General features: G+C 59.0%; 16 protein-coding genes. 4 read left to right on the top strand and 12 right to left on the bottom strand.

The annotated features are described in order from the left end of the window. Positions 1–124 precede the first annotated feature (124 nt). The 8 genes from A6D6_RS03745 to pdxH all read right to left on the bottom strand — a co-directional run bounded on the left by A6D6_RS03745 (position 125) and on the right by pdxH (position 5,439). Positions 125–388, bottom strand: coding sequence for a Txe/YoeB family addiction module toxin (locus tag A6D6_RS03745; protein WP_133491713.1), 264 nt, complete (start codon positions 386–388; stop codon positions 125–127). Continuing rightward, positions 385–627, bottom strand: a complete 243-nt coding sequence (locus tag A6D6_RS03750) for a type II toxin-antitoxin system Phd/YefM family antitoxin (protein ID WP_133491712.1) — start codon at positions 625–627, stop codon at positions 385–387. Before A6D6_RS03750 ends, A6D6_RS03745 begins: the two co-directional genes overlap by 4 nt. A gap of 342 nt (positions 628–969) precedes the next feature. Continuing rightward, positions 970–1,443 (bottom strand): GNAT family N-acetyltransferase, encoded by a 474-nt coding sequence (locus A6D6_RS03755; RefSeq protein ID WP_159659975.1) that lies wholly within the window; start codon positions 1,441–1,443, stop codon positions 970–972. Positions 1,444–1,567: 124 nt separating this feature from the next. Further along, on the bottom strand, positions 1,568–2,023 hold the full coding sequence (locus A6D6_RS03760; protein WP_159659976.1) for a GFA family protein: 456 nt from the start codon (positions 2,021–2,023) through the stop codon (positions 1,568–1,570). Positions 2,024–2,078: 55 nt separating this feature from the next. Then, positions 2,079–2,357 carry a hypothetical protein gene (locus A6D6_RS03765; RefSeq protein ID WP_133491709.1) on the bottom strand — a complete coding sequence of 93 codons (279 nt, stop codon included), beginning with the start codon at positions 2,355–2,357 and terminating at the stop codon, positions 2,079–2,081. Positions 2,358–2,514: 157 nt separating this feature from the next. Further along, complete coding sequence (locus A6D6_RS03770) at positions 2,515–3,081, bottom strand: DUF1993 domain-containing protein (protein ID WP_159659977.1); 567 nt, start codon at positions 3,079–3,081, stop codon at positions 2,515–2,517. A gap of 1,011 nt (positions 3,082–4,092) precedes the next feature. Then, positions 4,093–4,686: a class I SAM-dependent methyltransferase gene (locus A6D6_RS03775; RefSeq protein ID WP_097057516.1), complete on the bottom strand. Its 594-nt coding sequence runs from the start codon at positions 4,684–4,686 to the stop codon at positions 4,093–4,095. A gap of 123 nt (positions 4,687–4,809) precedes the next feature. Beyond that, on the bottom strand, positions 4,810–5,439 hold the full coding sequence (gene pdxH / locus A6D6_RS03780; RefSeq protein WP_159659978.1) for a pyridoxamine 5'-phosphate oxidase: 630 nt from the start codon (positions 5,437–5,439) through the stop codon (positions 4,810–4,812). A 494-nt stretch (positions 5,440–5,933) separates the two neighbouring features. On the opposite strand from pdxH, the gene hemH reads away from it, so the two are divergent. Further along, positions 5,934–7,019: a ferrochelatase gene (gene hemH, locus A6D6_RS03785; RefSeq protein ID WP_159659979.1), complete on the top strand. Its 1,086-nt coding sequence runs from the start codon at positions 5,934–5,936 to the stop codon at positions 7,017–7,019. Continuing rightward, positions 7,016–7,597 carry a gamma-glutamylcyclotransferase gene (locus A6D6_RS03790; protein WP_159659980.1) on the top strand — a complete coding sequence of 194 codons (582 nt, stop codon included), beginning with the start codon at positions 7,016–7,018 and terminating at the stop codon, positions 7,595–7,597. The genes hemH and A6D6_RS03790 overlap by 4 nt, the downstream gene beginning before the upstream one ends. A gap of 24 nt (positions 7,598–7,621) precedes the next feature. On the opposite strand, the gene A6D6_RS03795 is transcribed toward A6D6_RS03790, so the two are convergent. Then, complete coding sequence (locus A6D6_RS03795) at positions 7,622–8,644, bottom strand: AraC family transcriptional regulator (protein WP_159659981.1); 1,023 nt, start codon at positions 8,642–8,644, stop codon at positions 7,622–7,624. 163 nt (positions 8,645–8,807) lie between these two features. On the opposite strand from A6D6_RS03795, the gene A6D6_RS03800 reads away from it, so the two are divergent. Beyond that, positions 8,808–10,004 carry an alkane 1-monooxygenase gene (locus A6D6_RS03800; protein ID WP_159659982.1) on the top strand — a complete coding sequence of 399 codons (1,197 nt, stop codon included), beginning with the start codon at positions 8,808–8,810 and terminating at the stop codon, positions 10,002–10,004. 410 nt (positions 10,005–10,414) lie between these two features. Here A6D6_RS03800 and A6D6_RS03805 read toward each other — a convergent pair whose 3' ends face one another. Further along, positions 10,415–10,846, bottom strand: coding sequence for a MarR family winged helix-turn-helix transcriptional regulator (locus A6D6_RS03805; RefSeq protein WP_236563967.1), 432 nt, complete (start codon positions 10,844–10,846; stop codon positions 10,415–10,417). 92 nt (positions 10,847–10,938) lie between these two features. Here A6D6_RS03805 and A6D6_RS03810 point away from each other — a divergent pair, with 92 nt between their 5' ends. Next, positions 10,939–11,724: a siderophore-interacting protein gene (locus A6D6_RS03810; RefSeq protein ID WP_133491702.1), complete on the top strand. Its 786-nt coding sequence runs from the start codon at positions 10,939–10,941 to the stop codon at positions 11,722–11,724. Positions 11,725–11,867: 143 nt separating this feature from the next. On the opposite strand, the gene A6D6_RS03815 is transcribed toward A6D6_RS03810, so the two are convergent. Both A6D6_RS03815 and A6D6_RS03820 read right to left on the bottom strand, forming a co-directional pair. Further along, positions 11,868–12,485, bottom strand: coding sequence for a flavin reductase family protein (locus A6D6_RS03815; protein WP_201303695.1), 618 nt, complete (start codon positions 12,483–12,485; stop codon positions 11,868–11,870). Between the two features lie 70 nt (positions 12,486–12,555). Next, complete coding sequence (locus A6D6_RS03820) at positions 12,556–13,482, bottom strand: bestrophin family protein (RefSeq protein WP_159659983.1); 927 nt, start codon at positions 13,480–13,482, stop codon at positions 12,556–12,558. Positions 13,483–13,664 lie beyond the last annotated feature (182 nt).

The following is a 13,664-nucleotide window of genomic DNA, read 5'->3' on the forward strand; positions in this document are numbered from 1 at the left end:
GGGTCTAGCCGATTTTCACCTCGACTCACCGCCAGCCTACAACAGATAAAAGGCAAGAGCCGAATGGCATTACGATACGTTGGTGAAAGAATACTTGACCGTCTGACGCCCCTGGGGATAGGTGCTATTCGTAGTGACTCCAAAGCCGAAGCACCTTCACCACCCGCTCACCCTCCAGCACCTGATACACCAACCGGTGCTGAATATTGATACGGCGGGAATAAGCCCCTGCCAGATCACCAACCAGTTTCTCAAACGGGGGCGGCTTCCGATACGGATCTTCCGCGAGCAGCGTCAGCAACTCCTGAGCTTTCGGCTTCAGACCGTTGGAGGCCAGCTTCCTTGCGTCTTTCTGCGCGTGCCGGGTGTAAACCAACTTCCATGTCACCAATCCAACTCCTCATCGCACTCATCCACGGGGATATCCATTCCCTCGCGGATTGATTCCCTCATCCCGGGGACCGAGAGCAGGTAAAGGGTCTCCTGAATCGCGGCCCAATCCTCTTCGGACACCAGAACCGCCCTGTTCCGCTTACCCAGGATAACGATCGGCTGATGGGACTCGGCGGTTTCATCAATCAAACGGTAAAGATTGCTGCGCGCCTCGGTGGCGGTAATACCCGTCATGACGCACCTCCAGAGTGTTCAATATTCGTCCAATTGTACGCCTTTGCGGACGTACGTCAACACGAACGCCATTGTCCTTCATCCATCCCGGTTCATTCTTCATCTCTGATCTTCAGAGCATACCGATCGGCCAACGCGTCAAGCGCCGCGCCGTCCCCACGAATCTCCCGCCCGAACCAGTTGCCCCACTCAAGCACCAGTTCCAGCCCGCCCTTTCTCTCCCCTTTAGGAGAAGTCGTCTAACAAAGGCAAATGGCAAGACCTGACCCGAATCACTTTTCTCAGATCTGATACAGGCCGGCTAAAGAGAAGAGGTCTACTGCCTCCCCCCGCCGATGGGCATCACTGAACATGCTGCTCCACGGTCAGGTGATAGGTCGTGAAACGCCGGCCCAGCAGCTCGCTGTTGTGCACCTTGTCAGCCATTTTCTCCAGGGCCCGGTATTGCGGTCGGCTTCCGAGGAGGTGAAACAGGACCTGTTCATGACCGAACTCGCTGGCCCAGCTCATCAGGCTTCTGAATACGGAGAGGCCAATTCCCCAAAACGCCCGGGAAAGCACGATAGCCAGTTCGAAACCTGCCTCATCCGGTTGAATCCCACACCATCCCGCCAGCCTGCCGTCCACATGGATTCCACGAACCCGGCAACCGGGCAACGCATCCAGCGCTTCCTTTTCCTTTACCCAGGCTCGAACGCCAGTGGAATCGAAGTAGTCATGGTCGACCAGATGCGTTCTCAGTGACGCTTCGTTCATCAATGCCAGAAGGGCTTCAGGATCAACCTGGTCAAGACCAACGAACTCGATGTTTCTCATGTCGGATTACTCAGGAGCACGCCCGGATACATGCGGCCCATTTGCGGTAACGGGATGCCACCTTAGCAGCGGCGGCCTCAGGGAACAGGAACGGTATTACCGCGTTTGACCGAGGAGCCCATCATCACTCCACGGAGTCCGCGTATTGCTGAAGCAACGACGGAAACTGCTCCTGGGGCGGGAACTCATCAAAACCGTGGACCGCCCCGGTGCTCGCCCACTCCAGCTTCGCCTTGGTGAATGTCTCGATAAATGGACGATAGTCGGCGAGATTCTCAAACATGGAGGAACGTACATTGACCAAATCGACCTCACCCTCCGGGCGGGTAAACAACCAGCTCATGCAATAATCGCAGAAGAAATGCCGCGTGGCACCGCGAAGCCCGCCGATCACTGGCTCCCCCCGAGTGACAGTGAATGCCTCGCCGGGAAAAAGCGCGCTCAGACTGAACGCACTGGACGACATACGCTGACACCCGGAGCAATGGCAAGCCATGGTGACCATGGGCTTGGAATGGACTTCGAATTCAACCCGTCCGCAACGGCAGCGCCCCTTTGCGCTTGAGGAAACTTGCGGCATGACAATGGACCTCACTGTTCGGGAAAAGCACCATCATAGCCAAAACCGGGAAGGGTCACGAATCGCCTCCCGTACCGCGCTCCTCCCTGACCTTCAAGGCATATCGATCAGCCAACGCCTCAAGCGCCGCGTCGTCCCCACGGATCTCCCACTCGGCCCAATTGGTCCACTCAAGCACCAGCTCCAAGCCGTCTTTCCTGAGGGTAAAACTGTCGAAATCGATTCCCTTATCAAAAGCCAGAGACGGGTACTCCTTGACCTTTTTCCAGCCCTCACTCATCAGCGCTTCCAGAAGCTGGTTGCCTGTCTCCGTGTCCAGATCGATCACTTTCATTCCAAACCACTCTGGCTATCCATACGTGCGCACCGATCCCAACGTTTCAATGCGCTGGCGCGCAGCGAAGCAGCGCGTCCGAATAAAACCATCTTTTGATAACCTTGGAGAAACCATCGTGGAAAAGATAAAGGCGAAGCCTGCCTTCAATCAGCCATCAACCTTTAGGTATCGTTTCCGGACGAATATATGGGAGCATGTGCGCCACGTAATCAGCCTTTCCAAGTTCGACCTTTTCGCGGCGCAATATTGAGTAAGCGGTCATGAGATGGAAATAAAATTGGGCCAGAGCCCAGTCTCGAGCATATTGCTCGGCGGTCAGATCGAGAATCATTCCGTTCGGAAGTTCGTGCACAATGAGATTCTCCGTGCCCATATCCAAGGCGTCGGGAGCCAGACCATCCAATAACGCAATAGTTTCATCGATCCGGGCTTGGGCATCCCGGAGCGAACCTGGCCGGTCGCCTGCATTCTGTCCTTCTTCGAGCAGTTCCTCGATAGATTCTGGAAAAGCTTCTCCTTTAAGCCGAAAGACAGCTTCTCGAGCCTGCACACAAACAAACCGGACCTGTGTCGACAGAGGAAACATGTCTGGCGCGAGACGCGCGGATAACAGCGCTTCCGCATCTTCTTCCCCCACTTGCGCCTGTGCCTTCTTTAACCAACCCGAGAGCATCCCAAGCATCTGAGTATAAGTCGGGACGAGCAATCTCGTTAGCGACATGGATTTTTCCTTCTAAATTGATGGTTACAGAATCACCTCAAACCCACCCCCGGTGGCTGGCTTCTGCTTTTTTCTAATGCTAGGCAGAACGTCTTCATAAAGGTAATTAACAAGACCTGCTCCCAATCACTCTCCGTGATCGTTAATAGCCCAACTCACGGGACTATTGGGGTCAAGTCTTGCCTTTTTCTACCCTTAGGAGGAACCGTCTCACAAAGTCAAAAGGCAAAACCTGCCCCCAATCAGCCCGTGCTCCCATACGCGCATGCACGCCATGCCGGATTCAGGTTCAGAAGTCAGCTTATTCATCTGACTGATTCAAAAGATCACTCGGTGCGTGCACGTCTTCGACACCCTGCTCAATATAACACCGTCTACCACGCCAGGGATGCATATCACATTCAGGAGAGTATACCCTGATCTCGACCCGCTCCCCAGTTGACGAATCGGCAATGCCAGCCGTCCAGTATGGCCTATAGCTAATCTCAGTAAGGATGATTTTATAATAGCGTCCGGACCTCGCTTCGAAAACGACGACTTTGGGGTCCTCATAAAACCCTGAATGAGAATTACCGACTAGCGTAATATGCCGCTCTCCGGGCACAAGCCGGAAGGTGTTATACTCTCCGTACCCCCTGCTTACCCCATCAATGGCGGAAACATAAACATAGGGGTTCATAAAGGGTGTTTCAATGATAAGAATCGCCACCTCATCATCAGAGAGCGAGCGAGCCTCTTGCATTGAGTAAGTCATGGAACAACCGGAAATCGTGAAATTTATAATCAACACGAACAGTAACCTAAACACCTGACTCTCCAAATCATAGAAAATAACAACTAATCGATCGACAAGACAACGGAGCAGCCGGAGAGTCAAATCTTGCCTTCCCCCCCTAAAAGGAACCGTCTCACAAGGGCCAATGGCAAGATTTGACCCCGATCACGCAGAAAGGCATGGCCGCGGCCATGCGGACCCAAGCCTTCAATATCTACACCGACTAACAGAAGATGTTAAGTATTCTTTCGGGCAACAACGGAGTAGGTGTGCCAATGCTTTTTAGCACCAAGCAGGGTCACACCTGCAGCGTCATTTTCATGGATGTCGATGACATGGAAATCGCGATCAAAGAGCCGACCCAATTCGGCTCTGTCGAAAATAGTCAGGTCACCGCGCTCCATCCGCGCCCAGGAATCATTCGGCCCCATGAAATGCCCGCAAAAGATGCCACCTCTCATCAGTGACCGGGCAATCTTCTCCCAAGCGAACGGGAACACTCCAGGATCACAGAAAAACAAGCTGGAACAAGCGCTGATCAAGGAGGATTTTGGATAGTCAAACGCTTCGAAACTCGACACCTCTGGGAATAGCGTCTCGCCGCAAACCTTTCCTGCCATTTCCCGTAAGCGAGCCATGGCCACATCACTCTTATCATAAGCATGTACCACATAACCCTGTTCAACCAAGAACAGGGCGTCACGCCCCACGCCACAACCAGCATCAACAGCTATCCTGGGCAGAGAGGTGTCGACCATATCAAGGACCACCCTGAGATGGGGGTACACCTCCATTTCCAGTGCCTTATCATAGTAGCCTTCATCGCTCATTCACCCTCCCTGACTCTACCCGCCAATCGTTGGGGGTCCTTGGGATCAAGTCCAACCTCTTCTTCAGCTCACCTCGGACTTAACCCAGCTTACACGCTTGAAAGTTCCGCCTCTTCAAGCCGTTCAAGGCGCCAGCCGCTCCCGCAGCCATTTCCCTTCCTCCTGGAAATACCGCACCCGGTCGTGGAGGCGATTGGGGCGGCCTTGCCAGAATTGGATTTCTTCGGGAACGATGAGGTAGCCACCCCAGTTTTCCGGCATGGGGATGTCGCTGCCTTCCGGGTATTCCTGGCGCAGTTGGGCGACGTCCGCTTCCAGGGTTTCCAGGTCCACGGGCCGGCTTTGCGGCGAGGCGACGGCGCTGATCTGGCTACCGTAGGGGCGGGTTTTGAAGTAAGCGCGGGAGGTCTCGGCATCCACTTTACGGGCGCGGCCCTGCACGGTGATCTGGCGATCCATGGGTGACCAGTAGAGTACGAAGGCCACTTTGTCGCTGGCTTCGATGTCGTCGCCCTTGCGGCTGTCGTAGTGGGTGAAGAAGACGAAGCCACCCTGCTCCACGCCTTTCAGCAGTACGGTTCGGGCGGAGGGTTGCCCTTCGGCGTTGACGGTGGCCAGGGTCATGGCGTTGGCCACCGGGAGGCCGGCGTTCACTGCTTCTTCCACCCACAAACGCACCTGTTCCACCGGATCGGCGAGCAGGTCCGCTTCGCTCAATCCTTTGCCTTGGTATTCTTCGCGTATGTCGCGCATTTACTGCTCCCATTGATTGCCGCGTGCGTATCGCGGTTCTTTCTGTATGACTGTTCCGCGCTGCCATTTGCTGCTAAAGCGGAGCGCCGCCCGGCAGCTTCCCACAGCGGCTTGGTAGCCTGGGGGGATTCGAAGCGGGCGGCTTCAGAGCTCGTGGAGAGTCGGCGGGCAGCGTTCCAGGACCGTGTTTGGCCAGGGAAGGCCAAACCCGAGCCCACATGGACGTGCTTGTAGCGTGTCCTGGAACGCTGCCCGTCGACTCGCCTTACCTGGCAAGAGGCAACCTGATCCACCACAATTTTAGGGACAGCGGCCTTCAACCGACCGTGATTATTCCAACAGCAAGTAATATAGCGCACTTGCCGGCAATGGGCCGAGTTGATGGCCCATATCTATCGGGGCCATATCTGTTACCTGCTTCCGGTTCCGGTATCATGGCGCCATCGACATCCGGTGCCTTGCCGCCGGTCAACCTCTGGCTCATCGGAACCATTATGAAGTTCACTGGACAGCCTGATTTCAGCCACCGACAGCCGTTGCGCACCGGTGTACTGATCACCAATCTGGGAACCCCGGACGCGCCCACCACGCCGGCGCTGCGCCGCTATTTGCGTGAGTTTCTGTCCGACCCCCGGGTGGTGGAGGTGCCGCGCCCGTTGTGGTGGTTGATCCTGAATCTGGTGATTCTGGTGATCCGCCCGCCCCGTTCCGCCCACGCCTACCGCGGGGTCTGGACGGAGCAGGGTTCGCCGCTGCTGGTGCATACCCGTAACCAGTGCGAGGGGCTGCGGCAGCGGCTGCAAGCCGAGTATGGCGAGGATCTGGTGGTGGAATTCGCCATGCGCTATGGCAACCCGTCCATTCCTTCGGTGTTGCAGAGGATGGCCGAGCAAGGCGTTACCCGGCTGCTTGTGCTGCCGCTGTATCCGCAGTATTCCGCCAGCACCTCGGCCTCCACGTTCGACGCCGTGGCGCGGGATTTCGCCGCCCGGCGTTGGTTGCCGGATCTGCGTTTCATCAGTCATTACCATGATTACGCACCCTACCTGGATGCCATGGCGGAGCATATTCACAGCCATTGGGCACAGCATGGCCGGGCGGAGAAACTGCTGTTCTCCTACCACGGCGTACCCAAACGCTACCTCACCGAAGGCGACCCGTACTTTTGCGAATGCCATAAGACCAGCCGCCTGCTGGCGGAGCGGCTGGGTCTCAACGAGAGCCAATGGCAGGTCACGTTCCAGTCCCGCTTCGGCCGCGAGGAATGGCTGCAACCCTACACCGACGCCACGCTCAAGGCGCTGCCCGGCGAGGGGGTGAAAAGCGTGCAGGTGTTCTGCCCCGGCTTTTCCGCCGACTGCCTGGAAACGCTGGAAGAGATCGACGTGGAGAATCGCGGTTACTTCATGGAAGCCGGCGGCGAGCGGTTCGATTACATCCCGGCGCTGAACGACTGCCCGGCCCATCTGGATGCCCTGGTGGCGCTGGTACACGACCACCTGGGCGGCTGGCCGGATCAGGACAATGGCGATGCCGCGCTGACGGAGCGTCAGCGCCGGGCGGAGGACACCCGGGCATGATCGATACCACCGCGATCAACCGCGAGCGGAGCCTGTTCCAGGACCGGGAGTCGGTGTGGCTGTTCGGTTACGGCTCGTTGATTTTCAAGGTGGATTTTCCGTTCCGGGAGCGGCGCCCGGCGTCGATTCAGGGCTGGGCCCGGCGCTTCTGGCAGGGCTCCCACGATCATCGCGGCACGCCGGAAAACCCTGGCCGGGTGGTGACACTGATAGAAGCGCCGGGCGTGCGCTGCGCCGGCATGGCCTATCGCGTCAGCCCGGCGGTGTTCGGGCAACTGGATGTGCGTGAGAAAAACGGCTACCTGCGTTTCTCCACGCCGATGACGTTCGAGGACGGCGGCCAGGAGGACGGACTGGTCTATATCGCCACCGCCGACAACGCCGCCTTTCTCGGCCCGGCGCCGGTGGCGGACGTCGCCGCCCACATCCACCGCAGCCACGGCCCCAGCGGCGCCAACCGGGACTATTTGCTGAACCTGGCCGAGGCGTTGCGCGAGCTGGGCGAGCAGGACGAACACATCTTCGAGATCGAGCATCATCTGAACCTGCTGGCGCGCGAGCAGGCTGTTCGCGGCTGAAGCCGCTTCCCACGGGGAATAGCGCTATTGCCCCCTGCGCATCCGCAACGGCGTGGTGCCGAACCAGCGCTGAAAGGTGCGGCTGAAATTGGACGGGTCCTGGTACCCCAGCTTCTCGGCGATGCGTTCCACCGGTTGCGTGGTTTCCAGCAGATACCAGGCGGCCAGCTCCCGGCGCACCTCATCCAGCAGTTCCTGATAGCTGGAACCTTCCTCTTTCAATTTACGGATCAGGGTGCGGCGGGACATGGCGTGGCGTGCCGCCATCTCATCCAGACTCGGGTAGTGCCCCTCACATCCCAGCAGTTGCACGCCGATGCGCTGGCTCAACGGCCCCCCGCCCTGGAGTTGCCGCAGTTGATGCTCGCAATCCCGCAGCGCGGTGCGGTGCAGACCGGGATCCGCGGTCAGGCAGGGGGTGTCCAGCAGCGCGGCGGGCACTTCGATAGTCAATGCCGAAGCCCCGAAGCGAACCGGACAGCCCAGTTTTTCGGTGTAGACCGCCGCCCATTCCGGCTCCGGAATCGGCATCGCCACCACCAGATCCCGCAGGCGCCGGGAGGTCACGGTGTCGACCAGGTGAAAGAAGGTGGCCAGCACCGCCCCATTGACGTACTCCCGGACCTCTTCCAGGTTTTCTTTTTCCTCCATGGTCAGCACCATGCGTTCCGGTTCCTCGCGCAACTGCACCGTTACCGGCTGGAAACGGACGCCGACGAAACGGGAAACCACCCGCAACACCGCGCCCAGATCCGGCGCCGATACCACCGCGAAGCCCAGTGGACCATGGGCGGATACCGAGGTGACACCGCCGATATCCAGCCCCAACCAGGGCTCGCCGGTCAGCTCCATGGAGCGCCGGATCAGGCGGGACATCTGCTCCAGACTCAGGTAGCGATGCTCGCCCAAAAGTTGCTCCCAATGCAGCCGGGTACCCTCGAAGATGGTGGCGTTATCAAAGCCCCTGGAGTGCAAATGGGCGCACAGCAGTCTCGGGTAAGTCGGATGAATCGCCGGTCTGAGCCGGGCGGCCACCTGGATGCTCATTGGTTTCTCCCTCGCCGCCATAAGCGGATGATCCCCAGCTTACCCTGCCGGCGCGCCCGCTCACTTGTCACTTTATGACGATTTTCTGCCACTCCTGGCGGTGCCGCACAAACCGCCTTGGGCGCACCATCCGGTGATCGGATAACAAAAAGAGGATTGCGGTATGAGCAAGGCAGGTGAGTTCACCGGCCCGTCCGGCGTGGTCTATCGGGACCGCAAGCGCCATTTGTGGTTTTCATCCATCTTCGTGCCCGCCATCGTGTTTATCGGGCCTCTGCTGTACCTGGCCAACGGCAATGCCCTGATGCTGTGGATCCCGCTGGTGTTCTATTACCTGGCGGTGCCGGTGCTGGACATGCTGATCGGCGAGGACCGCAGCAACCCGCCGGAAGAGGTAGTACCGCAATTGGAAGAGGATCCCTATTACCGCTGGGTCACCTACGCCCTCGTGCCGGTGATCTGGGGCGCCTGGTTTTTCGGCGCCTGGTTCGTCGGTACCCAGGACCTGCCCTGGCACGGTCTGCTGGCGATGATTCTGCTGCTCGGTGGCACCTGCGGCGTCGGCATCAACCTGGGCCATGAACTGGGCCACAAGAAAGGCAAGGGTGAACGCTGGCTGGCCAAGTTCGTGCTGGCGCCCTGCGCCTACGGTCACTTTTTCATTGAGCACAATAAGGGCCACCACCGGGACGTGGCCACGCCGGAGGACCCGGCATCCTCGCGCATGGGCGAAAGCATCTGGAAATTCGTACTACGGGAGATCCCAGGCGCCGCCCGCCGAGCCTGGAAGCTGGAGCGGGAACGCCTGGAATCACGGGGAAAATCGGTGTGGTCCCTGGACAACGAGATCATTCAGCCGGCGATCATCACCGCCGTCGCCTGGGGCACCACGCTGGCGCTGTTCGGCATCGGCATTCTGCCGTATATCCTCGGCACCGCTTTCTGGGGGGCCTTCCAGTTGACCTCCGCCAACTATATCGAGCACTACGGCCTGCTGCGGCATAAAACCAAGACCGGTCGCTACGAGCGCACCCAGCCGTATCACAGTTGGAACAGCAACCACATGTTCTCCAACTGGGCCACTTTTCACCTGCAGCGGCATTCCGATCACCACGCCCATCCCACCCGGCGCTACCAGAGCCTGCGGCATTTCGATGACGTGCCCAGCCTGCCCAACGGCTATTTCGGTATGTTCCTGGTCAGCTATATCCCGCCGTTGTGGTACCGGCTCATGGACAAGCGTCTGCTGGAACACGCCGGCTACGACGCCCGCAATATCAATTTCGATCCGGACAAACGCGATGCGCTGATTCGCAAATACGGCATCCAGCACGGCGATGCGCCGCCACGGATCGTGTGACGGGTCTTCGGTTTATAGGGGAACGGAATTTCTCTCCATCGGGGCCCCGGATCAGCGTTACGCCTTTGCGGGAACGCCGTGAATACGTCCATGTAGGCTCCCGGTCGAACGTCCCTGTTTGACAGGGTCCCGCAAAGCGTAACGCCGATCCGCTTCGAGGTAACTGACGAGCAAAGGAGTCTTTCCCACCGCTACCAAGCCCCTATAAAGGGATGGAGAGAGTTCTCCTTTCTTGAAGGTTCGTCGTTGCTGGAGCACGGAACACGGGAGTTCGCTCCAAGCGGATCTGTACGAGGGCCTTCCGGGACTCTGTTTGACAGGGACGTCAAACAGAGAGCCTACATGGACGTATTCACGGCGATCCCGGAAGGCCCTCGTACAGATCCGCGTCCCCGCCGGAGCTCCCCTTTCTATTCCTCGCGCAGATTGTCCAGCATGCGCCCGGCGAGGCCGACAAAGGTATCGATCTCGTCTTTCTTCATTCCCTTCAACAATCGCGTCACCACATCCTGTTCCGCCTCCCGGGCGCGGGCCATCAAAGCCTCACCCTTCCCACTCAGAGAGACAATCTGACTGCGCTTATCATCGGGATTCGGCGCGCGTTGGATCAGCGACATACCTTCCAGCTCTTTCAACAGACGGGTGATCTGCGCCTTGTCGCGCCCGGATGCCTGCACGATGCGGTGGGCGGTGCACGCCGGGGTGGCGCCGATCATATGCAGGATGCGCACATGCATGCCGTTCAATGGCAGACCGTACTGGCGGATCGCCTTTTTACTGCTGACCTTGAACTGAAACGCCAGTTGCCAGATCGCATTACGGATATCAGATTCTTTTGACATCACTGTTGACTTTGTCAATTGATGGAAATATGGTTGATATTGTCCACCAAATACTTCGACACCACAACCTTCTTCTAGCAGAGAGACCGACCATGCCAAGGCCCGCTCCCCGGATTCTGGAAGTCCTGCGCACCGAGAACCTCACCCCCAATATGAAGCGGGTGGTTCTGGGCGGCGGCGATCTCAGTGACTTTCCCGAGAATCATGAAAGCGCCAATTTCAAACTACTGGTTCCCCGCGAAGGGCAAACCGACATCGCCTTGCCGCCTTACGGCGATACGCCACCGGAGCAGCGACCGGTGGTACGTACCTATACGCTGCGTCACTTCGACAAAAACCATGGTGAGATTTTCGTCGACTTCATGATGCACGCCGACCATGGCCCCGCGTCCCATTGGGCGGACCAGGCCCGCCCGGGAGATCGTATCGGCTTTGCCGGACCGGGGGCTCCGAAGTTCGTTGACTTCGACGCCGACTGGTTTCTGTTCGCCGGTGACATGTCGGCGTTACCGGCGATCAGCGCCAATATCGAACGCTTGCCGGCCAGTGCCCGGGGCTACGCGGTACTGGATATTCTCTCCCCCGAGGATCAGCAGCCATTGCCTTTCCCTTCCGGCCTGGAGGTGCATTGGCGGATCAATCCCTACCCGGAGCAACCTGCCCTGGGGCTGGTGGACAAGGTCCTGTCCCTACCCTGGCTGGAGGGATCCCCGGCGGTATGGGCGGCGGGGGAAAGCGGCGCGGTGCGCGCCATTCGCCGTTATCTGGTCCAGGAGCGCCAGGTGGACCGGCGCCGCTTGTACGCCAGCGGTTACTGGCAGATCGGCTTGACCGAGGACGCTCATCAGGTAGCCAAGCGCCAGGAGAAAAATGACTGAGGTCATTGGTGTCCCACAAGGAGCTGGAATGCCTACATCACTCTGCATACCGGCACACCAACACGCCGATTCGCGAGCAAGCTCGCTTCCCATGGCGGCGCCGTGGTTCGCGGAACTCATGAAGCACCGGCCTTCGGCGCGGATCAGCGGGGCCGGTACATCTCGAAATACTGGGAGGGATCCACGGAGAAGTATCCGGCCGGGCCGCCGGCACGAAGGATCGGCTCGGCGGCGGCGGTGTCGTAGATGCCGTCCTTGAGCAAATGAGTGGCGATGTGCACGCCCACCACTTCCCCGAACACCACCCAGGTATCCACCGCTTCACCGGCGGCGGTGTTCAGACGCAGAATCTGGCTGAGCCGGCACTCGAAGGAGACCGGAGTTTCCGCCACTCTCGGCACTGACACCAACCGCGACGGCTCGGCGGTCAGTCCCGCCAGTTCGAACTCATTCACTTCCGGCGGGACCGCCTTGCAGCTTTGGTTCATTGCTTCCGCCAGCGGGCGGGTGGCCAGGTTCCAGGTGAACTCCTTGGTGGCTTCGATATTCCGCACGCTATCCTTATAAGTGATGCTGGAAAAGCCAATGATCGGCGGATGGTAATTGAAGGCATTGAAGAAGCTGTAGGGCGCGAGGTTGAGGACACCCTCGGCACCGCGGGAGCCGATCCAGCCGATCGGGCGCGGCGCCACCAGCGCATTGAACGGATCGTGGGGCAAACCGTGACCCTTGGCGGGCTCATAGAAGTAGGCGTCTTGCATCAACCGTCTCCACAGCGGGAAGCCGTCATGTTGAGCCAGCGGGCGCCGCCGGGCAAGCCGTCGCCCCCGTTTACTGCAACTGGTGGTTGACCACCGGCAGCGGTTCCGGCGCCGGATCGCCCAGGGCTTCGGCCACGGAGATTTCATGGATCCGGCAGATGGTGTCCAGTGGCAGATCATTGGCTTCGCGGCCGAATGGCATCTCCAGATGTTCCGCCAGTCGATCCAGCCCGAAGAAGGTGTAGGCCACCACCGCCACGAACAAAGGCGTGCCCCAGCCCAACGAGCCGATCAACACAAACGGCAACAAATAGCAGTACACATAGGCGGTACGATGGGCCAACAGCGCGTAGGCAAACGGCAACGGGGTCTGCGCGATACGCTCACTGGCGGCCTGCACACCGGCCAAAGCAGTCAACCTCTGGTCCAGCAGGCTCACGCCGATGCTGTCCAGACGCCCTTCCCGATAGCGTTCCCCCACCCAATCGCCGGCCCGACGTAGAAACCAGTCGGCACCGTTGTGATGGTCCAGGGCCTGCTCCACCACCGCCGGCGACTGCACTTTCAACAGGTCCTCGCGTACATCCTCATCACGCAACTGCCCGCGCAGGGCATGGGCATACGCCAGAACCAGCCCCAGCAGTTCCCGACGGTCCGGCTCTTCATTACCAAGCTCTTTATTACCAAGTAAGGTTGCGCTGGTCCTGGCCAGGCTGCGGATCTCATACACCATCTGGCCCCACTGCTTTCGCGCTTCCCACCAACGGTCATAGGCGGCGTTGTTGCGGAAGCTGAGCAGGATCGACAGCACGATCCCCAGCAATGTCACCGGCATCACCGTGTAATGGCTGACATCCAGCACGTGATACTGACTCACCAGGGTCATCGCGGAGGCAAACAACGCCACCAGCAGGATGTGCGGCAGGATATCCGGCACCACCGAGCCACGCAGGGCGAACAACAGCGCAATGGGATTGGGACGGTCACGAACGATCATCGGGGGAATCCATCAAGGCAGAGCGCGCCGATGATAGGGAATCCGATGGCAAATCGCCATCAAACGAAACGGAAAAAAAAGAAGGTCGTCCCTGACCTCTTGGGGGTAAGAAACCGGAGCGGTGGACCAGCACCGCCGATTTAACGAGAGACCACTAACGGGTCTGTTGGCAGTAAATCAGT

It is taken from the genome of Alcanivorax xiamenensis, assembly GCF_009846745.1.
GTDB classification, from domain to species: Bacteria; Pseudomonadota; Gammaproteobacteria; order Pseudomonadales; family Alcanivoracaceae; genus Alloalcanivorax; species Alloalcanivorax xiamenensis.